This window comes from Streptomyces sp. NPDC007901 (assembly GCF_042959465.1).
Classification (GTDB): Bacteria; Actinomycetota; Actinomycetes; order Streptomycetales; family Streptomycetaceae; genus Streptomyces.
Map to the genome: position 1 here is coordinate 66,041 of NZ_JBIBKW010000016.1, position 22,865 is coordinate 88,905.

At 72.6% G+C, this 22,865-nt stretch carries 23 protein-coding genes; 8 read left to right on the forward strand and 15 right to left on the reverse strand.

The genetic code is table 11. The features are described from left to right. Positions 1 to 53 precede the first annotated feature (53 nt). Complete coding sequence (locus tag ACFZDK_RS38860) at positions 54 to 1,439, reverse strand: FAD-dependent oxidoreductase (protein WP_390979638.1); 1,386 nt, start codon at positions 1,437 to 1,439, stop codon at positions 54 to 56. A gap of 58 nt (positions 1,440 to 1,497) precedes the next feature. Beyond that, positions 1,498 to 2,394, reverse strand: a complete 897-nt coding sequence (locus tag ACFZDK_RS38865; protein ID WP_390979640.1) for a DUF4349 domain-containing protein — start codon at positions 2,392 to 2,394, stop codon at positions 1,498 to 1,500. A 158-nt stretch (positions 2,395 to 2,552) separates the two neighbouring features. On the opposite strand from ACFZDK_RS38865, the gene hemG reads away from it, so the two are divergent. Together hemG and hemQ are read left to right on the forward strand one after the other, a co-directional pair. Then, positions 2,553 to 4,004: a protoporphyrinogen oxidase gene (gene hemG / locus ACFZDK_RS38870; protein WP_390979642.1), complete on the forward strand. Its 1,452-nt coding sequence runs from the start codon at positions 2,553 to 2,555 to the stop codon at positions 4,002 to 4,004. A 5-nt stretch (positions 4,005 to 4,009) separates the two neighbouring features. Next, the gene (gene hemQ / locus ACFZDK_RS38875) at positions 4,010 to 4,741 is read left to right on the forward strand and encodes a hydrogen peroxide-dependent heme synthase (protein ID WP_390979644.1); all 732 of its coding nucleotides are present in this window, start codon (positions 4,010 to 4,012) and stop codon (positions 4,739 to 4,741) included. 7 nt (positions 4,742 to 4,748) lie between these two features. Here the strand turns inward: hemQ and ACFZDK_RS38880 are convergent, their stop codons facing one another. From ACFZDK_RS38880 to ACFZDK_RS38905, 6 genes are all read right to left on the reverse strand, one after another. Continuing rightward, complete coding sequence (locus ACFZDK_RS38880; RefSeq protein WP_390979646.1) at positions 4,749 to 6,395, reverse strand: alpha/beta fold hydrolase; 1,647 nt, start codon at positions 6,393 to 6,395, stop codon at positions 4,749 to 4,751. Between the two features lie 155 nt (positions 6,396 to 6,550). Next, positions 6,551 to 7,330: a TIGR04222 domain-containing membrane protein gene (locus ACFZDK_RS38885; protein ID WP_390979648.1), complete on the reverse strand. Its 780-nt coding sequence runs from the start codon at positions 7,328 to 7,330 to the stop codon at positions 6,551 to 6,553. A gap of 96 nt (positions 7,331 to 7,426) precedes the next feature. Continuing rightward, positions 7,427 to 8,230 carry a DUF4142 domain-containing protein gene (locus tag ACFZDK_RS38890; protein ID WP_390979650.1) on the reverse strand — a complete coding sequence of 268 codons (804 nt, stop codon included), beginning with the start codon at positions 8,228 to 8,230 and terminating at the stop codon, positions 7,427 to 7,429. A 222-nt stretch (positions 8,231 to 8,452) separates the two neighbouring features. Further along, positions 8,453 to 9,724, reverse strand: coding sequence for a DUF692 family multinuclear iron-containing protein (locus ACFZDK_RS38895; protein ID WP_390979652.1), 1,272 nt, complete (start codon positions 9,722 to 9,724; stop codon positions 8,453 to 8,455). Between the two features lie 158 nt (positions 9,725 to 9,882). Further along, positions 9,883 to 10,677 carry a DUF4142 domain-containing protein gene (locus ACFZDK_RS38900; RefSeq protein ID WP_390979654.1) on the reverse strand — a complete coding sequence of 265 codons (795 nt, stop codon included), beginning with the start codon at positions 10,675 to 10,677 and terminating at the stop codon, positions 9,883 to 9,885. A 105-nt stretch (positions 10,678 to 10,782) separates the two neighbouring features. Next, complete coding sequence (locus ACFZDK_RS38905; RefSeq protein WP_390979656.1) at positions 10,783 to 11,475, reverse strand: peptidyl-tRNA hydrolase; 693 nt, start codon at positions 11,473 to 11,475, stop codon at positions 10,783 to 10,785. 106 nt (positions 11,476 to 11,581) lie between these two features. On the opposite strand from ACFZDK_RS38905, the gene ACFZDK_RS38910 reads away from it, so the two are divergent. Together ACFZDK_RS38910 and ACFZDK_RS38915 are read left to right on the forward strand one after the other, a co-directional pair. Further along, positions 11,582 to 12,490, forward strand: a complete 909-nt coding sequence (locus ACFZDK_RS38910) for an ATP-binding cassette domain-containing protein (protein ID WP_390979659.1) — start codon at positions 11,582 to 11,584, stop codon at positions 12,488 to 12,490. Continuing rightward, positions 12,487 to 13,158: an ABC transporter gene (locus tag ACFZDK_RS38915; protein ID WP_390979661.1), complete on the forward strand. Its 672-nt coding sequence runs from the start codon at positions 12,487 to 12,489 to the stop codon at positions 13,156 to 13,158. Before ACFZDK_RS38910 ends, ACFZDK_RS38915 begins: the two co-directional genes overlap by 4 nt. Here the strand turns inward: ACFZDK_RS38915 and ACFZDK_RS38920 are convergent. From ACFZDK_RS38920 to zapE, 7 genes are all read right to left on the reverse strand, one after another. After that, positions 13,150 to 13,332 (reverse strand): hypothetical protein, encoded by a 183-nt coding sequence (locus ACFZDK_RS38920; RefSeq protein ID WP_390979663.1) that lies wholly within the window; start codon positions 13,330 to 13,332, stop codon positions 13,150 to 13,152. The two genes, ACFZDK_RS38915 and ACFZDK_RS38920, sit on opposite strands and share 9 nt — an antisense overlap. Positions 13,333 to 13,350: 18 nt before the next feature. Next, positions 13,351 to 14,202: a polysaccharide deacetylase family protein gene (locus ACFZDK_RS38925; RefSeq protein ID WP_390979665.1), complete on the reverse strand. Its 852-nt coding sequence runs from the start codon at positions 14,200 to 14,202 to the stop codon at positions 13,351 to 13,353. 52 nt (positions 14,203 to 14,254) lie between these two features. Further along, entirely contained in the window at positions 14,255 to 15,085 is an 831-nt protein-coding gene (locus ACFZDK_RS38930; RefSeq protein ID WP_390979667.1) for an SPFH domain-containing protein, read from the reverse strand. Positions 15,086 to 15,245: 160 nt separating this feature from the next. After that, a complete protein-coding gene (locus ACFZDK_RS38935) occupies positions 15,246 to 16,745 on the reverse strand; it encodes a SulP family inorganic anion transporter (RefSeq protein ID WP_390979669.1) in 1,500 nt (499 codons plus the stop codon). A gap of 8 nt (positions 16,746 to 16,753) precedes the next feature. Next, complete coding sequence (locus ACFZDK_RS38940) at positions 16,754 to 17,332, reverse strand: carbonic anhydrase (protein WP_390979671.1); 579 nt, start codon at positions 17,330 to 17,332, stop codon at positions 16,754 to 16,756. A 92-nt stretch (positions 17,333 to 17,424) separates the two neighbouring features. Continuing rightward, positions 17,425 to 17,820, reverse strand: coding sequence for a hypothetical protein (locus ACFZDK_RS38945; protein ID WP_390979673.1), 396 nt, complete (start codon positions 17,818 to 17,820; stop codon positions 17,425 to 17,427). Between the two features lie 194 nt (positions 17,821 to 18,014). Then, positions 18,015 to 19,124 (reverse strand): cell division protein ZapE, encoded by a 1,110-nt coding sequence (gene zapE / locus ACFZDK_RS38950; RefSeq protein WP_390979675.1) that lies wholly within the window; start codon positions 19,122 to 19,124, stop codon positions 18,015 to 18,017. Positions 19,125 to 19,161: 37 nt separating this feature from the next. Here zapE and ACFZDK_RS38955 point away from each other — a divergent pair, with 37 nt between their 5' ends. The 4 genes from ACFZDK_RS38955 (at position 19,162) to msrB (ending at position 22,751) form a co-directional block, all read left to right on the forward strand. Continuing rightward, positions 19,162 to 20,118: a dihydrofolate reductase family protein gene (locus ACFZDK_RS38955; RefSeq protein ID WP_390979677.1), complete on the forward strand. Its 957-nt coding sequence runs from the start codon at positions 19,162 to 19,164 to the stop codon at positions 20,116 to 20,118. A 154-nt stretch (positions 20,119 to 20,272) separates the two neighbouring features. Further along, the gene (locus ACFZDK_RS38960) at positions 20,273 to 20,746 is read left to right on the forward strand and encodes an indole-3-glycerol phosphate synthase (RefSeq protein WP_390979679.1); all 474 of its coding nucleotides are present in this window, start codon (positions 20,273 to 20,275) and stop codon (positions 20,744 to 20,746) included. A 195-nt stretch (positions 20,747 to 20,941) separates the two neighbouring features. Further along, positions 20,942 to 22,330: a UDP-N-acetylmuramate--L-alanine ligase gene (gene murC / locus ACFZDK_RS38965; RefSeq protein ID WP_390979681.1), complete on the forward strand. Its 1,389-nt coding sequence runs from the start codon at positions 20,942 to 20,944 to the stop codon at positions 22,328 to 22,330. A 13-nt stretch (positions 22,331 to 22,343) separates the two neighbouring features. Beyond that, positions 22,344 to 22,751, forward strand: coding sequence for a peptide-methionine (R)-S-oxide reductase MsrB (gene msrB / locus ACFZDK_RS38970; protein ID WP_390979683.1), 408 nt, complete (start codon positions 22,344 to 22,346; stop codon positions 22,749 to 22,751). Positions 22,752 to 22,865: the final 114 nt, after the last annotated feature.

The window sequence follows — 22,865 nt, forward strand, 5'->3', positions numbered from 1 at the left end:
AGCCGCAAAGCAGACACAGCCCCGCGCCCCTGGGTTGGTATCCCTGGCGCGCCTTAGAAGGCCCGGACCTTTGCTGCTGCTTTTCTCGCCGCCACCAGTACGGGGTCCCAGACCGGTGAGAACGGTGGGGCGTAGCCCAGGTCCAGGGCTGTCATCTGTTCCACCGTCATGTTGGCGGTGAGGGCGACCGCCGCGATGTCGACCCGCTTCGCGGCGCCCTCGCGGCCGACGATCTGGACGCCGAGGAGGCGGCCGGTGCGGCGTTCCGCGAGCATCTTGACCGTCATGAGGTCCGCGCCGGGGTAGTAGCCGGCGCGGCTCGTGGACTCGATGGTGACGGTCTCGAACTGCAGACCCACGCGCAGCGCGTCCTTCTCGCGCAGGCCGGTGCGGGCGATCTCCAGGTCGCAGACCTTGCTCACGGCCGTGCCGACGACGCCCGGGAAGGTGGCGTAGCCGCCGCCCACGTTGGTGCCGATGACCTGGCCGTGCTTGTTGGCGTGGGTGCCGAGCGGGACGTACTGCTCCTGGCCGGAGACGAGGTTCAGGACCTCCACGCAGTCGCCGCCCGCCCAGATGTCCGTGTGGCCGCGCACCCGCATCGCGAGGTCGGTCAGCAGACCGCCGCGGCGGCCCAGGGGCAGGCCCGCCGCGCGGGCGAGGCCGGTCTCGGGACGGACGCCGATGCCGAGGACCACCACGTCCGCCGGGTACTCGGCGTCCGTCGTGGCCACCGCGCGCACCCGGCCGTCCGGGCCGGTGCGCACCTCGGTGACCTCGGCGTCGTCGACCATGGTGATGCCTAGGCCCGCCATGGCCTTGTGCACCAGCCGGCCCATGTCCGGGTCGAGGGTGGACATGGGCTCGCTGCCGCGGTTGACGACCGTCACCTCGTAGCCCCGGTTGATCATCGCCTCGGCCATCTCGACGCCGATGTAACCGGCGCCGACCACCACGGCCCGGCGGCCACGTGTGCCCGCCAGCGTGTCGAGCAGGGCCTGGCCGTCGTCGAGGGTCTGCACGCCGTGCACGCCCGGCGCGTCCGCGCCCGGCATGTCGGGCCGGATCGGGCGGGCGCCGGTCCCGATGACGAGTTTGTCGTACGACGTCCAGGACTCGGCCCCGGAATCGACGTCACGCGCGCGTACCCGCTTCCCGGCCACGTCGATCTCCGTGACCTCGGTGCGCATCCGCAGGTCGATCTCGCGCGCCCGGTGCTCCTCGGGGGAACGGGCGATCAGCTGGTCCCGTTCCCCGACGTCACCGCCGACCCAGTACGGAATGCCGCACGCCGAGTACGAGCTGAAGTGGCCGCGCTCGAAGGCCACGATCTCCAACTCGTCCGGTCCCCGCAGCCGACGCGCCTGGGAGGCCGCGGACATGCCCGCGGCGTCCCCGCCGATCACGACCAGCCGTTCCCGCCCACCGTTCATGCTCATGCGAACACGCTACGGGGCGCGGGCATTTCGGGCTCGCCCAGGGCTGGTGGAGGCTCGCTCAGGTCTCGCTGCCGGGCTGGGCGGGGGTACGACGCCTGCGGACCAGCTTCCACCACAGCGCCGCCAGCAGGGCCGCGAGCGCCGCGAACGGCAGGGCCGCGCCCAGGGCCAGGGCGATCCAGCGCAGCATGGTGACGAAGACGTGCCAGCCGCCGGACAGGGCGTCCACGAACCCCGGGGAGTCGTCCTTCGCGGCCGCCTTCTTCACCGGTGTCTGGGTGAGGGACAGGGTGATGGTGGCCAGGCTGGTGCGGTCCTTGAGGGAGGCCTGCTGGGCCAGCAGCGCCTCCAGGTCGGACTCCCGGGTGCTCAACTCCCCTTCCAGGGTCACCACGTCACTGAGTTTGTTCGCCCGCTCCATCAGCTCGCGGACCCGGGCCACGCTGGCCCGCTGCGACTTGATCCGGCTCTCGACGTCCACCACCTGGTCGGTGACGTCCTGCGCCTTCGCGGTGCGGTCGAGCAGCTTGCCCGCGCCCTGGAGGTCGGAGAGCACCTCGTCGTACCGGTCGGTGGGCACGCGCAGGACCACCCGGGTGCGCTCGTGGCCCCGGGAGTCGCGGCTGGTGGTCTCGTTACCGACATAACCCCCGGAGTTCTCGGCCGTGGTGCGGGCCTCGTCGAGGGCCTTGGGCACGTCCTTGACCTGCACGGTCAGGGAGGCGGTGCGGATGATGTGGTTCACCGTGAGGGACGGGGCCTTGTCGGTGCCCCGGCCGCTGCTCTCCTTGACGCCGGCGGAGCCCGCCGCGTCCTGGGCCGCGCTGTTCACCCCGGCCTTGGCGTCGTCGGCGGAGCCGCCACTGTCGGAGCTGTCGCTCCCGCCGCAGCCGGTGAGGACGAGCGCGGCGGCGAGCAGCAGGCCGGCGAAGGCGGGTCGTACGGGATGTCGCATGGTTCCCCCCGAGGGACGTGGTGACTGACGCTCCTTCGACGCCCGAGCGGGGCAGGACGTTTGGCCGTGGACGGTCCCGATGCGGTCACGGTCCGGACGCGCGCCGGTCACCGGGCCGGGGGGACGGCGGTGTCGGAGGGGTCTGACAGAGTGGGGGCATGAGCGCAACGGGTACGGGCACGGGGCAGGTCGTCGTCATCGGAGGCGGGATCGCGGGGCTGGCCGCGGCCCACCGGCTGCTGGAGCGCGGCGCGCGCGTGACCGTGCTGGAGGCCTCGGAGAGAGTCGGCGGAAAGCTGCTGCCCGGCGAGATCGCGGGCGTGCGGGTCGACCTGGGCGCCGAGTCGATGCTGGCCCGCCGGCCCGAGGCGGTCGCCCTCGCCCGCGAGGTGGGCCTCGGCGAGCGGCTGCAGCCGCCGGCCACCGCCACCGCCTCGATCTGGACCCGGGGTGCCCTGCGCCCCATGCCCAAGGGCCATGTCATGGGCGTCCCCGGGACCGCCGCCGCGCTCTGCGGTGTGCTGTCCGACGAGGGCCTCGCCCGGATCGAGCGCGACGCCGACCTGCCCCGCACCGAGGTCGGCGACGACGTGGCGGTGGGGGAGTACGTGGCCGACCGGCTGGGCCGGGAGGTCGTCGACCGGCTGGTCGAGCCCCTGCTCGGCGGGGTCTACGCGGGCGACGCGTACCGCATCTCGATGCGCTCGGCGGTCCCGCAGCTCTACCAGGCCGCGCTCACCCATGACTCGCTCACCGAGGCCGTCCGCGAGATCCAGGCCAGGGCGGTCGCCCAGCAGCAGACCGGGCCGGTGTTCATGGGCATCGAGGGCGGGGTCGGCACCCTGCCGCTCGCCGTCGCGGAGTCCGTCAGGGCGCGCGGCGGCGAGATCCTGACCGGGACACCGGTGACCGGACTGCGCCGGGAGCCGGAGGGCTGGCGGATCGCCGCCGGCGACCGGGTGCTGCACGCCGACGCCGTGGTGGTGGCCGCTCCGGCGCCCGTCGCCGCCGCCCTGCTCGGTGCCGAGGCGCCCGCCGCCGCGGCCGAGCTGGCCGCGATCGAGTACGCCTCCATGGCGCTGATCACCCTCGCCTACCGCCGCACCGGCCTCGGCCTCCCCGCCGGCAGCGGCTTCCTGGTCCCGCCCGTCGACGGCCGCACCATCAAGGCGTCGACCTTCGCCTCCCAGAAGTGGGGCTGGATCGCCGACGAGGACCCGGACGTGCTGGTGCTGCGCACCTCAGTCGGCCGGTACGGCGAGACCGCGATCCTCGACCGCGAGGACGCCGGGCTCGTGGACCTCTCCCGGCAGGACCTGCGCGCGGCCACCGGCCTCGACGCCACCCCGGTCGCCACCCGCGTCACCCGCTGGACCGACGGCCTGCCCCAGTACCCGGTCGGCCACCACGCGCGCGTGGCCCGGATCCGCGAGCACGTCGCCAAGCTCCCGGGCCTCGCGGTCTGCGGGGCGCAGTACGACGGGGTGGGCATCCCCGCCTGCATCGCGAGCGCGTACGCGGCCGTGGACCAGCTGGCGGGGGACCTCGACGGGGTCCGGGAGCTGACGGCCAACCCGGTGCAGAGTCTGCACGGCGGAGCGGGAGAATAGGGACCATGAGTGACGACGCCCCCACCACCGAGTCCGGCAGGATCCCGAACAAGGGCAAGCTGGCCAAGGACCTCAACGAGGTCATCCGCTACACCCTGTGGTCCGTCTTCCAGCTGAAGGACGTACTCCCCGAGGACCGCGCGGGCTACGCCGACGAGGTCCAGGAGCTGTTCGACCAGCTCGCCGCCAAGGACGTGACCGTCCGCGGCACCTACGACCTCTCCGGTCTGCGCGCCGACGCCGATCTGATGATCTGGTGGCACGCCGAGACCAGCGACCAGCTCCAGGAGGCGTACAACCTCTTCCGCCGCACCCGGCTGGGCCGCGCCCTCAAGCCGGTCTGGTCGAACATGGCGCTGCACCGCCCCGCCGAGTTCAACCGCTCGCACATCCCGGCGTTCCTCGCCGACGAGACCCCGCGCAACTACGTCAGCGTGTACCCGTTCGTGCGCTCGTACGACTGGTACCTGCTGCCCGACGAGGACCGCCGCCGGATGCTCGCCGACCACGGCAAGATGGCCCGCGGCTACCCCGACGTGCGCGCCAACACGGTCGCCTCGTTCTCGCTCGGCGACTACGAGTGGCTGCTGGCCTTCGAGGCCGACGAGCTGTACCGCATCGTCGACCTCATGCGTCATCTGCGCGGCTCCGAGGCCCGGATGCACGTCCGCGAGGAGGTCCCGTTCTTCACGGGCCGCCGCAAGGACATCGCGGAGCTGGTCGCGGGCCTCGCGTAACCGCCGCTCAGCGCTGGTCGGCCTTGCCCTTCAGGGAGTCCCGCAGTTCCTTGTGCCCGGGCCGGTCGGCCGGCGCCGCCGGCTTCGGCTCCGGGTGCCCCGCGCAGGCCGCGCGCCGGTCCGGGAGCCGCCCTTCCAGCAGGTAGGCGTCCAGGTACCCGTTGACGCACTTGTTGGGTCCGCCGCCGATGCCGTGCGTGCCCGCGTCCCGCTCGGTCACCAGCACCGAGCCGGCCAGGCGCCGGTTCATCTCCAGGGCGCCCGAGTACGGTGTGGCCGCGTCCCGCTCGGCCTGCAGGATCAGCGTCGGCGGCAGCTCACCGGGGCCCGTCTGCACGTCCAGGGCCTTCTGCCGGGACACCGGCCAGTAGGCGCACGGCAGGTTCATGAACGCGTTGTCCCAGGTCTCGAAGGGTGCCGTCCGCGCGAGCCGGGTGTTGTCCCGGTCCCAGGTCTTCCACTTCGTGGGCCAGGGGGCGTCGTTGCACTCGACGGCCGTGTAGACCGCGTTGCCGTTCTCCGCCTCGGCGGCGGTCTCCGGCGCGGGCGCCGCCAGCCGGACCAGCGGCTTGGAGTCCCCCTTCAGGAACTTCGACAGCGCCTCCGCCCGGCTCGGCCAGTAGTCGTCGTAGTACCCGGCCGACAGGAACGCGCCCTGCAGCTGCCCCGGCCCGACCTTCCCGCCGGCCGCCTTCTTCGCCAGCCGCCTGCTCGCCTTGTCGTAACTCGCCTGCACCTTCGCGGCGGTGTCGCCGAGCCTGTACACGTCGTCGTGCCGGGCGATCCACTCCCGGTAGTCCGCCCAGCGGCTCTCGAACGCGGCCGACTGCTCCAGGTTGTCGCGGTACCAGATCTGCGCCGGGTCCGGGTTCACCGCCGAGTCCAGCACCATCCGCCGTACGTGCGAGGGGAACAGGGTCGCGTACAGCGCACCGAAGTAGGTGCCGTACGAGGCGCCCATGAAGGTCAGCCGGTCCTCGCCGAGCGCGGCGCGCAGCACGTCCAGGTCACGGGCGTTGTTGAGCGAGGTGTAGAAACGCAGCCTGCTCCCGGACCGCTTGAGGCAGCCCCGCGCGTACGCCTTGGCCTCCTTGATCCGTGCCTTCTTGTACGACTCGGAGGGGTGCGTCGGCGACTGCGAGGGCGCCTTGAAGAAGTGCTTGGGGTCGACACAGGACAGCGGCGCCGAACGGTCCACCCCGCGCGGGGCGTAGCCGACCAGGTCGTAGGCGGCGGCGATGCGCTTCCACTCGGGCAGCACGCCGACCATGGGGAAGGCCATGCCGGAGGCGCCGGGGCCGCCCGGGTTGTAGACCAGGGTGCCCTGCCGGGGCACCTTGCGCTTGCTGTTGTGCGGGTCCTTGTGGGTGGCCCGCACCCGGCTGACGGTCAGTCTGATCTGCTTGCCGTCCGGGTGCGCGTAGTCCAGCGGGACGCTCAGCGTGCCGCACCGGAAGGGGTCGGGCACCTCCAGGTCGGCGGCGCACTTGCCGAAGTCGATGCCTTCCGCGCGGGCCCGCGCGGCGGCCACGGCGGTACCGCGCAGTTCGGCCGTCGCCGTGTCCGGGACGCCGGGGGCGCTCCCGGCCGGGGCGGCGGCCAGGGTGGTCAGGATCAGGGACCCGGCTGCCGAGTACAGGGCGGGGGCTCTCATGGCGTATCCCTTTCGGTGCACGGCTGCGGTGGCGTGGCGGCAACGGCACCGCAGCGACTGCACGGCAGCAATAAAAGGGATATTTCGACCGGTTGTCGGTGAAGGCAAGCACCATCGGGCCGGTGTCGGCGCCAATGCCCCCGATGCGCCCCCGCTCACTCCCGTGGCGGCTGGTCCCGGTGTGCGAAGGCCGCACGCAGCTCCGGTTCGCCGACCGCGCGAATACCCCGCACGGCGACGGAGGTCAGCAGCGTGTGGTCGTCGACCGTGCGGTTCACCCGCCGGTGCAGCGCGCCGAGGAGCCGCTGCCCGGCCGGGGAGGCCCAGCGCGAGTACGGGTGCACCTCGACCCGGGCGATGCCAAGACAGCTCAGCGTCAGGGTGAACGGCAGCGCGAACCAGACGGCCACCAGGTCGCGCGGCATGTCGGTCGGGGCGGGCAGCAGCAGCGCCGTCACCCCCAGGCCGAACACGGCGACCGCGGCGGCCCGCACCTGCCGTACGCCGGACGCGACCGTCGTCCGCGCCGCCGCGTCGGGCACCGCGAGCCCGGCCCGCACCAGCCCCTCGCCGAGACTGCGCACGGCGTCCGCGTCGGCCGCCGCCGACCGCACCGGCGCTATCCGCGACTGCCCCTCGGGCCCGATGGCCCCTATCACCGACCGCTCCATCTCGTCCCGCCCCGTCGGGTCGACGACGGTCGCCCAGCCGGTGTGGGCGAGCAGCAGCCGCTGCTCCCGGGCCATCGACACCAGGGTCAGATCGGCGACCCGCGCGGGTCCGCCGGACAGGAACGCGGCCTCGTACAGCGTCAGATCGTGCCCTCGGCCCGCGTCCGCGTCGAAGGCCGCCGTCCGGACGGCGGCCAGGCACAGCCGGGTGCAGGCGGTGCCGGCGACGGCCCAGGCCAGGAGCAGGAGAAGGACCCAGAACATGACACGTTTCTATGCCAGGGGCTTGCGAACCGCCATGCCCTGTTCACATTCCGGACCGAGTGTTGTCGGTCTGTGACGTTCCGCTTGCCGTGCAGGTCAGGGGCTGTCGGAGGCCGGCGGCGGACTGGTGGTGGCGGGCGGCAGCGTGTACGGCGCGGACGGCGACGGGGTCGCCGCCGGTGTCGCCGACGGTGCGACCGGGATCGCGTCGCTCGGCGCGAAGACCGGCGGCGAGGCGGCGGGGGAGGGGGTGACCGCCAACTGCTGCGCCAGCGTGGAGAAGTCGACGTACCCAGTCGCCTCCAGGACCTTGATGTGGTCCAGGACGGTGGTGTTGGCGTCGTCGGCGAGATCGCGGACCAGCGTGTTCTGGGTGGCGGCGCGGACCTGCGCGACGACGGAGAAGACCCGGCCGTGGGCCAGCCGCACGATGTTCGCGAACTCCCGGTCGAAGTCCTGCCCCTGCGCCGCGCTCAGCGTGGCGAGCCACTGCTGCTGCTGGTCGTTGGGCTGGTTCGGGATCGGCACGTTCAGCTGGGTCGCGACGCTGCGGACGTGGGCGTCGAGGGAGATGTGCCCGTCGACGAGGTGCTGCCCGGCCGTCCGTACGGCCGCCGTGGTGCCCTTCTGCTCCGCCATCTCCCCGGCCGGCAGCTCCCAGAGCCCGGCCAGCCGGACCTTGACGACGAAGTCCCGGTCCTGCGCGGACAGCGGCCCGTACGCGGTCGACACGGTCTGCGCGCTGAGCACGTTCACCGAGCCGGTCGGGTCCGAACGGTCGGCGTACGACCAGATCGGGAACACCAGGGCGGCGAGGGTCGCCGCGAGACAGGCGATGATCAGTCCGGTCCCGCTGAGTATGCCTCGCCCTTGGACGGGGGGTCGGGGTCGCGCGCGCATGATGCCTCCAGCACCGCACGGTGGGGCTTCGCCGTGCGGGCTTGGCATAGTACCCAGGCGGTGCGGTGAGGGCTTGGGGCGGATGTCGTGTGCGGGTGGGTGGGGGCTGGTCGCGCCCACGCGGCGGAGCCGCACATCGATGCAGCCCCGCGCCCCTGAAGGGGCGCTGCACTCGCGTCAGTCGCGGCACCCTGCCGGCGCCGGTAAGCGAAACCCCGCCGCTCACGCCCTGCGTAGCAACGCCCTCCGCCGGGGTGCCGGCCCGGACCGTTCCAGCCACCACGCCCGCAGCCGCCGATGCGCACCACCACCCCCGGCCCGCCCCTCCCGCAGCAGCTCCGCGGCGAAGTCCAGCGCGTCCCGCCGATAGCCCCCCGTCATCGGCCGCTCCTGCGCATACGCCAGGAACGCCCCCCGGTACGCCGCCCCCAGAATCTCCGGCAACTCGGGCGCCACCTTCGCCACCACGTCCGCCCGCTTCGCCGCCAGCGCCCGCGCCTGCACGCCCATCCGCACCCGGTCGAACCCCTCCGGCACCGGCGTCCCCGCGACCAGCGAGGACAGCACCGCGGCCTGGGCGAGCCCGACCCGCTGCCGGGTGGCGTCGGCGACCTCGGCGGCGGCCGGTGGCGTCGGAGGTTCCCCCGGTCCACCGGCGCCCCCGCCACCCGCTGCGACCGCCGCCCGGATCGCCTCCAACTCCCGCTCCAGCTCGGCCGGTTCCGGGAAGAGATCGTCCCGCTCCAGCAGGACGCCGGGCGGTGTGACCCTTGACGCGAGGTCGGTGAGGATGTCCAGGACGGCCGGGGGCACCGGGTGGGCGTGGCTGTCGTGCCAGACGCCGTCGCGCTCGACGCCGCCCGCGACATGGACGTAGGCGATGGCCTCGACGGGCAGCTCGGCGAGCGCCTTGGCCGGGTCCTCGCCGCGGTTGACGTGGTTGGTGTGCAGGTTCGCCACGTCGATCAGCAGCCGGACCCCGGTGCGGTCGACGAGGTCGTACAGGAACTGCCCCTCGGTCATCTCCTCGCCCGGCCAGGCGATCAGCGCGGCGATGTTCTCGACGGCGAGCGGCACCGGCAGCGCGGCCTGGGCGATACGGATGTTCTCGCAGAGGACGTCCAGGGCGTCCCGGGTGCGCGGGACGGGGAGGAGGTGGCCCGCCTCCAGGACCGGGGAGGCGGTGAGCGGGCCGCCCGCGCGGACGAACGCGATGTGCTCGGTGACCAGCGGGGCGCCGAGCGCCGCTGCCCGCTCGGCGAGGGCCGCGAGCCGCTCCTCGTCGGGACGGTCCGCGCCGCCGAGGCCCAGCGAGACGCCGTGCGGGACGACGGTCACCCCGCGCTCGCGCAGCCGCCGCAGCGACTCGGGGAGATGGCCCGGACAGGTGTTCTCGGCCACGACCTCGACCCAGTCGATGCCCGGCATCCGCTCCACGGCGTCCGCGATCTCCGGCCGCCAGCCGATGCCCGTGCCCAGCCGCTGCAAGGTCATGGTCCTCCCCCTCCTGCTCCGAGTGCTGCTCCGAGTGCTGCTCCGAGTGCTGCTCCGAGTGAGGGGGGTATGGCCCCGGAGCGCGCCCGCGAACCGTGCTGCCTGCCGCTTCAGAGCAACATTTGAGGTTCGGGTCCGCGCTCCGGGGAGCTCTTCGGTTACCGGCTGAGCACGCCGCCCTGCGAGTCCTCCGGGTCGGGGCGCGCGGTGTTCACCGTGCCCGGTGCGCCGGGGGACGGCTTGGACGTGGTGCGCACATCGCCGCTGGCCTGCGCGGCAGGCGCGGAGGGCACCACCACTCCCGGCGCCGGCACCGCCGGGCCGGTCGGGCTGGCCGTGCTCGCGTTGGCGATCTCGTTGGCGATGGCCTCGAAGTCGACCTTGCCGGTCTTCTCCAGGATCGTGATGTGGTCGAGCACGGTCTGGTTGGCATCGGAGGCCAACTGCCGCACCAAGGTGTTGCGGGTGGTGTTCCGCACCGTCCCGATCGCCGGGAAGATCTTGCCGTGCGCGGCCCGCAGCAGGTTCACGAACTTGTACTCGTACTCCGCGCCGGTGGCCGCCGACATCTCCTGGAGCCAGCCCTGCTGCTGCTCGTTGGGCACGTTGGGCAGGTCGACGCCCAGCTGCGACGCGACGATCCGCACCCGCCGGTCCAGGTCGGTGTGGCCGACGATGAGATGGTCGCCGGCCTCCTTGATCGCGTTGCTCGGTGCCCGCTCGATGGCCTGCTGCCCGGCCGGCAGCTCCCACAGCCCGGCCAGCCGGACCCGCACGATCAGGTCTCGGTCGGAGGCCGTCAACGGACCCCACTCGGTCATCACGGTCCCCGCCGCAACGTTGGCCTGCCCGGTGCCGGAGCGGTCGGCGTACGACCACACGGGGTACACGAGCGCGCCGACCGTTCCGGCGAGGGTCGCCAGAATCAGGGCCGTTCCATTCAAACGCCGCAAGGATGCCTCCCCGTGTCGCTGGTTCAGTGCCAGGACGTACGGCTGGGACGGCGAGGGTGCTCAAACAAACGGTAAAGTTTTCCAGGGAAGTTAAAAAAGTGCTGGTCAGTGAAGTGCGGGATGGTCCGCGACCACCGTGCAGCTGCCCGGCGCGATCTCGGTGAACCCGGCGTCCCGCACCAACGGCAGCCCGCCGCCCGTCAGTTCACGCCACTCGGCCGGATCGGCGGTCCGTACGGCGAGCGGGAACCCGGCGTCCCGCCAAGCCTCCCGCTCCTCCTCCGACAGCGCCCACCACGCCAGTTGGGCCCCGTGCCCGGCCTGCGCCATCGCCTTCCCCGCGGACATCTCCAGCTCGGGGTTCAGCCACAGCACGGGCTCGGACCGGTCGGCGCCGACGGGCGGCTCCGGGTCCTCCAGCTCGGTCCCCGACACCTGCAACTTGGCCAGATCCTTGGGCCACCCGTCCAGGGGAACCGGCGGAAACACCCGTACCTCGGCCGCCTTCCCCGTGAGGGTGATCCCGGGCAGCCCCTCGGCCCGCCGCCACTCGGCCCCCCGGGCCCGTCGCACCACCTTCCGGATCCGGGCGTCCTCCCAGTCCCGAACGGCCCGGGCCCACTCCCCGTCCCCGTGGGCCCGCGGATCACTGAGCAGCGTCAGCACAGCCCGAGCGGCCGTCTCCAGAGCGTCGGTACGGTCCGGCGGAGCCGCCTTCTCGATCCGCACGACAAGCGGCAACACGAACTGGGGTGCTTCGTCACGACTATTGGCCGAGACCTGGAAGGGAGCGCTCACCGCACCAACCTTAAGGGGCGCGGGGAACTGCGCGACCAGCCACCCACGTACCCGCACCCCGCCGCGTCGGGCACCGCCCACCCCCGTCCCGCACGACAATGTCCCCGTGCACCGTGATCTTGAACTGGCCCGCGTAGGCCGCCGCTACGGCATACGCGGCCCCTGGGTGTTAAGAGGCGTCGACCTCACCCTCACCCCCGGTTCCCTCACCCGCGTCGAGGGAACGAACGGCACCGGCAAGTCCACCCTGCTCCGCCTGGTCGCCGGCATAGACAGCCCCACCGAGGGCCGTATCACCGGCCGCCCCCGCACCGCCTACGTCCCCGAGCGCTTCCCGTCGGCCCTCCCCTTCACCCCCTCCGGCTACCTCACCCACCTCGGCACGGTCCACGGCCTCTCCCGCCGTACGGCCGCCGCCCGCGCCGCGGACTGGCTGGAGCGGTTCGGCGCCGCCGCCTACGCGACCACCCCCATGGCCCAGCTCTCCAAGGGCACCAGCCAGAAGGTCGCGGTCGCCCAGGCCCTGCTCGCCGACCCCCAGCTTCTCGTGCTCGACGAGGCCTGGACCGGCCTGGACGCCGAGGCGCGCGCGGAGCTGGAGCGGGCGGTGGCCGAACGCACCGCCGCCGGGGGTGCCGTCGTGTTCGTCGACCACGATCCGCGGCGGCTCGCGGGGGCGCCCGACGCGATCTACCGGGTCGTCGACGGCACTCTCGAACCCGGTGCCGTACCGGTGGCCGTACCCGTCGGCCCGCACACCGTCGTGACGGTGCGGGGCCCGGCCGGCGGTCGTCTCCCCGCCGACGCGACCCGCGCGGCGTCCTCGGCCGAGGAACCGACCCCCGGCACCTACCGTCTTACGGTTCCCGCGTCCCACTCGGACGTGGTCCTGCGTGCTCTTCTCACGACCGACCCGCCCTGGCACGTGGTCACCGTGGGCCCCGCAACCGCCCCAGCTGTCCCGGCCGACCCAGCCGACCCAGCCGTCCCACCGGACGAGAAAGACCGCCCATGACCGCACTCCTCCGCTACCAGACCGCACTCCTTCTGCGCTCCCAGCGCTGGCTGCCGCCGGTGATCCTGTACGCCGTGTTCCTCGGTGTGGGCGTGCAGAGCGGCCAGCCGGTGCTGGACTCGCTCGGCTACACGGCCGCCGCGCTGCTGCCGGTGGCCGCCTGGCTGGTACGGATCTGTGTCACCGGCGAACCGCCGGCCGCCCGCGCCTGTGTCACCGCCGCGCGCGGCCCGGCCAGGGCCCATCTGGCCGCGCTGCTCACCGCGCTCTTCGCCGCCGCGCTGCTCGGCACGGCGGCCACCCTGCTCGTGACGGTGATCAGCCGGCACGCCACCAACGACCACCGGCTCCCCGTGTCACCCCTGCGGGCCGGGGCCGCCGGTCTGCTCGCGACCCTCGCCTGCGCGCTGCTCGGCACCGCCGTCGGCGCGCTCACCAACCGGCCGCTGCTGCGCTCGCCGGGCCGCGCGGTGCCCACGATGCTGCTGGCCGCCCTGCTCTCCACGGTGGTCGCCGGCTCCCCGGCACACGCGGCGGTCAGCGGCCTGGTCACCGGCTCGGAGTCCGGCCGTATCCCGGTCTCTTTGCTGCCGCCGGCCGCGGCGGCCCTGCTCACCACCGCGGCCTTCACCGTGGCCTGTGCCCTCAACGGCCGCCGCTCACCCTGAACAGGCGCTCCGCTGCGCCTCCTGCCACTCGCACCGGGGACACATCGTGATGCCCTTGTACGACTCCGGGTACTCCGTCGGCTCCCGGCACAGCACGCACTCGGCATACGGCGGCCCGTCCGCCTTCGGCGGTTTCACGCCCTCGGTGATCGTGCAGTAGCCCTCGTCGCTCATGTCTCCAGCGTAGGACGGTCACCGGTGACCCGGTGTCTCCCCGATCAGCTCGGACACCTTCACGAAGCGGAAGCCGCGTTCGCGGAGTTCCGGTACGACGGTGCGGACCACCTGTTCGGTGGTGGGGGCGGCGCTGCGGGTGCAGTGCATGACGACCACGGAGCCGGGCTTCACGCCGTCCAGGACCTGCTTGGCCACCGCGTCGGCGTCCGTGGCGAAGGCGTCGCCGCTGACCACGTCCCACTGCACCGCGGTGACCCCGAGGGCGCCGACCGCGCGGAGTGCCTGGTTGTCGTAACAGCCGCCGGGGAAGCGGAAGTACGGCATCGGGTGCGGCACCCCGGCCCGGAGCAGGGCGGCGTAGGCGCGCTCCACGTCCGACTTCATGTTCGCGGCGGATACGGTCGGCAGGCCGTAGCAGTCGTTGGTGAAGGCGTAGTGGCTGTAGGAGTGGTTGGCGACCTCGAACTGCGGGTCGCGGCCGAGGGAGCGGGCCTGGGCCGGGTACTGGTCGGCCCAGCGGCCGGTCATGAAGACCGTGGCCGGCACCTTCAGGCGGCGCAGGGTCGCGATCAGCGCGGGGTTGTCGAAGTGCTCGCCCGCTGCCGCGCGGGGCCCCTGGTCGGCGGTCATGTCGGCGTCGAAGGTGAGGGCGACGGTCTTGCCCAGGGTCCGCGGGCCGTTCATGAAGACGGGGGCCGTACCGCCCGGGCCCGCCGCGAGCGTGGGCGGCTTGGCGGCGGGGGCGGGCTTCGCGGGGGCGGGAGGTCCGGCGTGCGGCGCCTGGGCGGTGCCGCAGGCGGCGAGTGCGGCGCCCAGGGCGACGCAGACGGCGGTCGTACCGGTAAGACGGCGTGCTAGTCGGATCACCGTATGAACGTAGGGTGGAATGTCCGATTTTCTGGGGTGGCGCGGCGCCGGGTCACCCGGGCGGCGGGCCTTGTTTCACCGTGCTCTCGGTGATCTCCGCCGGGGTGTCGCCGTTCGGCGCCGGCTGCTGGGCGCGCTCCAGGAAGCGCAGCAGTTCCACCGGGAAGGGCAGGACCAGGGTGGAGTTCTTCTCGGCCGCCACCGCCACGATCGTCTGCAGCAGCCGCAGTTGCAGGGCCGACGGGGTGGCCGCCATCTGCTGGGCCGCCTCGGCCAGTTTCTTCGAGGCCTGGAGTTCGGCGTCGGCGTTGATGATCCGGGCCCGGCGCTCCCGGTCGGCCTCGGCCTGGCGGGCCATCGAGCGCTTCATCGTGTCCGGCAGCGACACGTCCTTGATCTCGACACGGTCCACCTGCACCCCCCAGCCCACGGCCGGGCTGTCGATCATCAGCTCCAGGCCCTGGTTGAGCTTCTCGCGGTTGGAGAGCAGATCGTCCAGGTCGCTCTTGCCGATGATGGACCGCAGCGAGGTCTGGGCCATCTGGGAGACGGCGAACTTGTAGTCCTCGACCTTGACCAGCGCGCTCACCGCGTCGACCACCCGGAAGTAGACGACCGCGTCCACGCGCACCGTGACGTTGTCGCGGGTGATGCCCTCCTGGGCGGGGACCGGCAGCGTCACGATCTGCAGGTTGACCTTGTAGAGCCGGTCCACGAACGGGATCACCAGGTTGAAGCCGGGCGTCCGGACGTCACCGGTGAGCCGGCCGAGCCGGAACAGCACACCCTGTTCGTACTGCTTGATGACCCGTGCCCCGGCGGCCACGTACAGCGCGCCGGCGCTCAGCGCCGCCACCACCGCGACCAGCAGCTCCTGAACCATCACGACCTCCAGGTAAAGAGGTCCGATTTATCTGATGCTGCAACGATATGCCCGGTGGGAGGGTCGGGGCCACGGTCTCCGGGAAGCAGGTCCGGGCCGGGATGCCGAGGGGCGTCGGCATCCCGGCCCGGATGCGGCCGCCGGTTCAGGCGGCCGTGTCTCAGGTCGCCGCGACCCCGGTGGTCGTGGCGTCGGCGGCCGTGGCCTCGGCTGCCGTGACCTTCACCGGTTCGGTGCCGGCGTCGCTGTGCCGCTCGGCCCAGCTCTCCAGGGCGGTCCGGCAGGCGTGGTCGAGGTGGTGCAGCCCCGACAGGTCCACCCGGATCGGGCGGTCCTGGGGCAGCGACTCCAGACTGTCGAGGATCTTGGGCAGCCGCAGGAAGGTCGCGTTGCCCGAGAGGTAGGCGTCGATCGGGCCCGCGCCCTTGTCGACGACCTCCAGTTTGAGGTGCGAGGCCTCCCAGGCGGTCTTGACGATCGACAGGGCGAGCCCGATGAGCACCCCCTCGAACATGCTCACCGCGACGATCGACACCGCCGTGACGACCAGGATCAGCGCCTCACCCCGGTGCTCCCGCCACAGCGCGGCCAGCGCGCGCACCGGGATCAGCTTGGCGCCCGAGTAGACCAGGATTCCGGCGAGCGCCGGGATCGGTATGTAGCCCAGCACTCCCGGCAGCAGGGCCGCGAACAGCAGCAGCCAGACGCCGTGCAGCACCCGGGACGCCTTCGTCCGGGCGCCCGCCTGCACATTGGCCGCGCTGCGCACGATCACCGCGGTCATCGGCAGCGCGCCGAGCACTCCGCACAGCGCGTTGCCCGCGCCCTGGGCGATCAGCTCCTGGTTGTACCTGGTGCGCGGACCGCTGTGCAGCCGGTCCACGGCCGCCGCGCTGAACAGCGACTCGGCGGACGCGATCAGCGTGAACGCGACGATCGTGCCGATCACCCCGAGGCTCGCCAGTTCGCCGAAGGCGCTCAGCGGCGGCGGCTGGACGGAGCCCAGCAGCCCGTGCACCTCGACGGTGGCGACCGGCAGGCTCAGGAAGAGCGCGGCCAGGGTGGCGAGACCGACGGCGGCCAGCGGTCCGGGGACCGTACGCACCCTCGCCGGGACGTACTTCCACAGCACCAGCACCGCGACGGTGCCCGCGCCGAGGGCGAGGGAGGCCAGGGCCTTCCCGTCCCCGAGGGCGTCCAGGAACGCCCCCGGCAGCCCGGCGATCTTGCCGGGGCCGGACTCCGGGGCCTTGGCGGCGAGCGCCGGGTACAGCTGGCCGGCGATCAGGACCAGACCGATTCCGGCCAGCATGCCCTCGACGACCGAGACCGAGATGGCCCGGAAGTACCGCCCCAGCTTCAGGGCGCCCATGGTGATCTGGAGGAGGCCGGTGACGAGCACGATCACTCCGAGCACCGGCAGCCCGAACTCCCGCACCGCCTCGAAGACGAGCACGGTCAGGCCGGCGGCCGGCCCCGACACCTGAAGGCTGCTGCCGCGCAGCAGCCCGGTGACGAGACCGCCCACGATGCCGGTGACCAGGCCCAGTTCGGCCGGGACACCGGAGGCGACGGCCACGCCCACGCACAGCGGGAGCGCGACCAGGAAGACGACGAGAGAGGCGGCGAAGTCCTGACGTATGTAAGGGAACTTGGTCATCGTGGCGCTCACAGGGCCTCGAAGGAGTCGGTCCCGGCGCGGTGTTCGCGCACGGCACCGGTGTGGACCTCGTAGTACCAGCCGCGCAGGGTCAGTCCGCCCGCCGCCAGCTTCCTGTCGATGAAGGGGTACGAGCGCAGCCGCAGCAGCTGGGCGAGCACATGGTTCTGCACGCCCTCGGCCACGGCCGGGTCCTGTGCCGCCCCGCTCGGGCGGGGTTCGGCGCTGGCCAGCCAGTCCCGTACGGCGGGTACGGCGGTCAGGTCGTCGCCGCGCACCAGCGCGCCGACGGCGCCGCAGTGCGAGTGTCCGCAGACGACGATGTCGCGGACGCCGAGCACCTCCACGGCGTACTCGATGGTGGCCGCCTCGCTGGTGGGGTGTTCCGAGGCGTACGGCGGGACGATGTTGCCCGCGGTGCGCAGCTCGAAGAGCTCGCCCGGGCGGGCGCCGGTGATCAGGGCCGGGACGACCCGGGAATCGGAGCAGGTGATGAAGAGCACCTGCGGGGACTGGCCTTCGGCGAGTCTGGCGAACTCCTCAGGGCGCTGTCCGAACGTACGGGCGTTGTCGATGAGGGGCTGCATGGTGTGTGGACTCCTCCTGGCGCGCCACAGCGGCGCGTCGGGCTTGCACGACGGGTGTGGGGGGGGTGAAGAGCCGGGGCGGAACCCGCCCGTCAGCAGCGGAAGACCTGGAGCGCGGCCGGTGAGTGGGCTCTGGAGGCTCTTGTCGTGCGGTGGTGCCCGGCCGGGGGAGGCGTCGAGGCGTGTATCGCCTCGGTGGGCCGGGCGGTGAGCTGACGGTCGTCGGCCCAGCCGGCGGTGGAGGCGCGATGGCGGTCCGCGGTCGGCGGGGGGCTGGGGGGCTCCCCGCAGAGGCCGTGGTCGCGGAGGGTGTGCGAGCCGTCCCGTACGGCCTTCGCCAAGGACTTCGGTCCGGGCTGAGCCTTGGCCTCGGCATGACTGAGGGTGTGCGCGGCTGCGAAGGTTGCGGCGGGCGCGAAGAACTGGACGGCGAGCAGGGCGGCGGCCAGGAGCGAGAACACGGTCCGGGCCGTCGTACCTCGGAACATGAGCCCCCCTCGCGGCAGTTCACGCCTCTTGTGTGCACCAAGCACAGGTCAATGACTGGTCAAGAAACACGTTAACCCTGCAAAGTTGTTTGCAGGGTTAAATCGGTGTTGCGAGCCGAAGAGAGCGTGAAAAATGCCGCTGGGGTGGCTCGATCGGGCTCTTGACCTGGCGAGCCTGATCGAATATCAGCCGGCTACGCGGCGTCCACGAGCCCCTTGGCGTCCCGGGCCAGCGCGGTGAGCCGGGAGATCGCGCGGAAGTACTTCTTGCGGTAGCCGCCGTTCAGCATCTCCTCGCTGAACAGCCTGTCGAAGGGCAGCCCGGAGGCCAGCACCGGCACCTCACGGTCGTAGAGCCGGTCCGCGAGGACCACCAGCCGCAGCGCGGTCGACTGGTCCGGCACCGGCTGCACGTCGGTGAGGCAGACCGCCGTCAGGCCGTCGGCCAGCGCGCCGTAGCGGCTGGGGTGCACCTTGGCCAGGTGGTCCAGGAGGTGCGGGAAGTCGTCGAGCGAGGCGCCCGGGGTGGCGTAGGCCGCCTTGGTCACCTGTTCGTCGGAGTGCGGCGCCGGTGCCTCGGGCAGGCCGCGGTGGCGGTAGTCCTCGCCGTCGATCCGCAGGGTGCGGAAGTGGGCGGACAGGCCCTGGATCTCGCGCAGGAAGTCGACGGCCGCGAACCGGCCCTCGCCGAGCTTGCCCGGCAGGGTGTTGGAGGTGGCGGCGAGCGCGACCCCGGCCTCGACCAGCCGCGCGAGCAGGCTCGACACCAGGACCGTGTCGCCTGGGTCGTCCAGCTCGAACTCGTCGATGCACAGCAGCCGGTGGCCGGAGAGGGTCTGCACGGTCTGCTGGAAGCCGAGGGCGCCGACCAGGTTGGTCAGCTCCACGAAGGTGCCGAACGCCTTCAGCGCGGGCTCGGCCGGGGTGGCGTGCCAGAGGGAGGCGAGCAGATGGGTCTTGCCGACGCCGTACCCGCCGTCGAGGTAGACCCCGCGGGGGCCGGCGGGCGTCTTCGCCGCCTTGGCCTTCCCGAAGCCGAAGAAGCCGCGCTTCGCGCCGCCGGCCACCGCGTGCGCCCCGCCGAGACCTGCCGCGAAGCCTTCGAGAACCCCCACGGCCTCGGTCTGGCTCGGCTGGTTCGGGTCCGGGAGGTAGGTGGCGAAGCGCACCGAGTCGAAGCGTGGCGGCGGCACCATCTCGGCGACCAGCCGGTCCGCGGGGACGTGCGGCGAACGGGCGCACAGCGACAGCGGGCCCGCGTCGGCTATGGGACTGACCTCGGATGCGGCGGGAGAAGACGACACGGTTACCCATGCTAGTTGCCGTGCCACACTGCACGACATGCGACGCCTGTTCCCTGTGACCGAACAAACAGCAGCCCGGGCCGAGGCCTCCGGCGATTCGGGCGAGGGGACGGCCCCCGGAGCCGGAGCCGCCGGCGGTGCGGGGGAGCGGCCCGGGGGTGTGAGGGGCTCCGGTGGGAGTGCCGACGGGCGGGCGGCTTCGGGGGACGGGCGGCCCGGCGGTGGCCGGGCGGGCGGCTCCGGTGGTCCGGGTGAGGGGGCGGGCGGTGACCGGGAGTGGAGTCTCGCCGAGCTGGCTCTCGCCTATGCCTACCCGCAGTCCGTCGGGCGGGAGCCGTGGCTGCGGGCCAACATGGTGTCCACGCTGGACGGGGCGGGTCAGCACGACGGACGTTCGCAGCCCATCTCCGGCGCGGCCGACATGCGGATCTTCGGCACCCTGCGCGGGCTCGCCGATGTCGTCGTCGTCGGTGCGGAAACGGTACGGCAGGAGGAGTACCGACCGGTACGCGAGCGGGCGGAGTTCGCGGGCGCCCGGGCCGCGGCAGGGCAGGCGGCGGTCGCCGCGGTCGCCGTCGTCAGCGCGAGCCTGGACCTCGACTTCTCGCTGCCGCTGTTCACCTCGCCCCTGGTGCCCACGCTGGTCCTGACCGGCGCGGCGGCCGCCCCCGACCGGGTCGCCGCCGCCGAGAAGGCCGGCGCCCGGGTGGTGACCGCAGGTGACGGCGTCGGCGTCGACCCCGACCGCGCGGTACGCGCCCTCGCCGGCCTCGGCCACACCCGGCTGCTCACCGAGGGCGGCCCCCGGCTGCTCGGGCAGTTCATCGCCGCCGGCGTCCTCGACGAGCTGTGCCTGACGGTCTCGCCGATGCTCACGGCGGGGGCCGCGCAGCGCATCGCCGGGGGCCCTGGTGTCGCGGTACCCCAGCGCTTCGAACTAGTGTCCCTGCTGGAGGAGGCCGGATTCCTGTTCGGTCGTTACCGCCGGTCCTGACATCAGCGGAATCTACCGTTCCGCTTAGCTTCCGGCGGGCACACTAAATCCGGCAGTACCCGTGCGATCACGGGGCAGGATGGTTTCCGCAGGGGTGCTGGGCCCCACGGAGGACAGAGGGCCGAAGCGGTCCTCCAAGGAGAAGAGGCGCCTGGTGTTCACAAGCGTTCTGATGATCGAGAAGGCCCTGACGTCCGCCGACGTGGAGTTCGTCACCACCTTGCACGGGGACGAGCCGGTCGTCTTCCACGTGCTCCTCCAGCCGCGCGGCGACCAGGCGGACCGTCTGCTGCGGGCCATCGACGACATCGCACTCGGCGAACTCGACGAGGCCGCGCGCGAGCGGGAGACCCCGGAGGGGGACGCGGCGAAGGGCCCGGCCGAGCAGGCGCTGGACGTGTCCCTGACGGCCCTGCGGGCGGCCGGGAGCACGGCGGAGGGGCGGATGGTCGAGGACCACCCGCTGGACGCGCTGCGGAAGCTGGTGGAAGAGGTGGGCGCGGACGAGGTGATCGTGCTGACCGATCCGCACTATGTGGAGGAGTTCTTCCACCGGGACTGGGCGTCCCGGGCGCGGCACAAGGTGGGGGTGCCGGTGCTGAAGTTGTTCTCGCACAGCAAGGCGTAGGCGCCGTGGGGGTGCGGTGCGTCGGTGGGCGCGGCTTCGTCGTGGCTTGTCGCGCCCACGCGGCGGTAGCCGCATATCAACACAGCCCCGCGCCCCTTTCGGGGCGCTGATACTCGCGCCCCTTGCGAGGTGCCCGGTGTCCGAGCGCATAGGCTGAGCACGCTTTCGCACGTCACCGTCTCTGGGGAGAAACACATGGCACCCGGCCTTCCTTCCGCCATGGAGCGACCGCACTTCGTCGGGATCGGCGGCGCCGGGATGTCGGGGATCGCGAAGATCCTCGCTCAGCGCGGTGCCGCGGTGGCGGGGAGTGATGCCAAGGAGTCGGCCACGGCCGAGGCGCTGCGGGCGCTGGGTGCCACCGTGCACATCGGGCACGCGGCGGGGCACCTGGCCGACGACGCCAGCTGTGTCGTCGTGTCGTCGGCGATCCGGGAGGACAACCCCGAGCTGGCGCGCGCGGCCGAGCTGGGCATCCCGGTGGTGCACCGCTCGGACGCGCTGGCCGCCCTGATGGACGGCCTGCGGCCGATCGCGGTCGCGGGCACCCACGGCAAGACCACGACCACCTCGATGCTGGCCGTGTCGCTGACCGCGCTGGGCCGTGAGCCGTCGTACGCCATCGGCGGCGACCTGGACGCCCCCGGCTCCAACGCCCTGCACGGCGAGGGCGAGATCTTCGTCGCCGAGGCGGACGAGTCGGACCACAGCTTCCACAAGTACGCGCCCGAGGTCGCGATCGTCCTCAACGTGGAGCTGGACCACCACGCCAACTACGCCTCGATGGACGAGATCTACGAGTCCTTCGAGACCTTCGCCGGCCGGATCGTGCCCGGCGGCACGCTGGTGGTCAACGCCGACCACGAGGGCGCGCGCGAGCTGACCCGGCGGCTGGCCGGCAAGGTGCGGACGGTGACGTACGGAGAGGCGGAGGACGCCGACGTACGGGTGCTGTCCGTCGTACCGCAGGGCCTGAAGAGCGAGGTCACCGTCCTGCTGGACGGGGCCGAGCTGACCTTCGCGGTCTCCGTCCCCGGCCGCCACTACGCGCACAACGCCGTCGCCGCGCTGGCCGCGGGCGTGGCCCTCGGGGTCCCGGCCGCGGACCTCGCACCCGCCCTGGCCGCGTACACCGGTGTGAAGCGGCGCCTCCAGCTCAAGGGCGAGGCGGCCGGCGTCCAGGTGATCGACTCCTACGCCCACCACCCGACCGAGATGACCGCCGACCTGGAGGCGATGCGCGGCGCCGCCGGTGACAGCCGCATCCTCGTCGTCTTCCAGCCGCACCTGTTCTCCCGCACCCAGGAGCTGGGCAAGGAGATGGGCGACGCGCTGGCCCTCGCGGACGCCTCGGTCGTCCTCGACATCTACCCGGCCCGCGAGGACCCGATCCCCGGGATCACCAGCGAGCTGATCATCGAGGCGGCGCGGGCCGCGGGCGCCGACGTCACCGCCGTGCACGACAAGGACGAGGTGCCCGCCGTGATCGCGGGAATGTCCAAGCCGGGCGATCTGGTTCTCACCATGGGCGCGGGCGACGTGACCGACCTGGGCCCGAGGATCCTGGAACGCCTGGCGAAGTGAGGGGCTGAGAGTCATGTCGTACGACGTAGAGAAGCCGGACGAGCAGTGGCGGGCGGAGCTGACCCCGGCCGAGTACGCCGTGCTGCGTCAGGCGGCGACCGAGCCGGCCTTCACCGGTGAGTACACCGACACCAAGACCAAGGGTGTCTACTCCTGTCGCGCCTGTGGCGCCGAACTGTTCACCTCCACCACGAAGTTCGAGTCGCACTGCGGTTGGCCGTCCTTCTACGACCCGAAGGACACCGACGCCGTCGAACTGATCGAGGACCGCACCCACGGCATGGTCCGCACCGAGGTGCGCTGCGCCCGCTGCGGCTCGCACCTCGGCCACGTCTTCGAGGGCGAGGGGTACGCCACCCCGACCGACCAGCGGTACTGCATCAACTCGATCTCGCTGCGGCTGACCGAGGACGGGAGCTGACAGCGGAAGCGGCAAGGGGAGCCGGGCCGGGCGCGCGTGGTGGGTGCGCCCGGCCCGGTGCCGTTTGAGATTCTGTGAGGGTGTCGGGTGTCGCGCGATGGTTCCGGTCCCGTA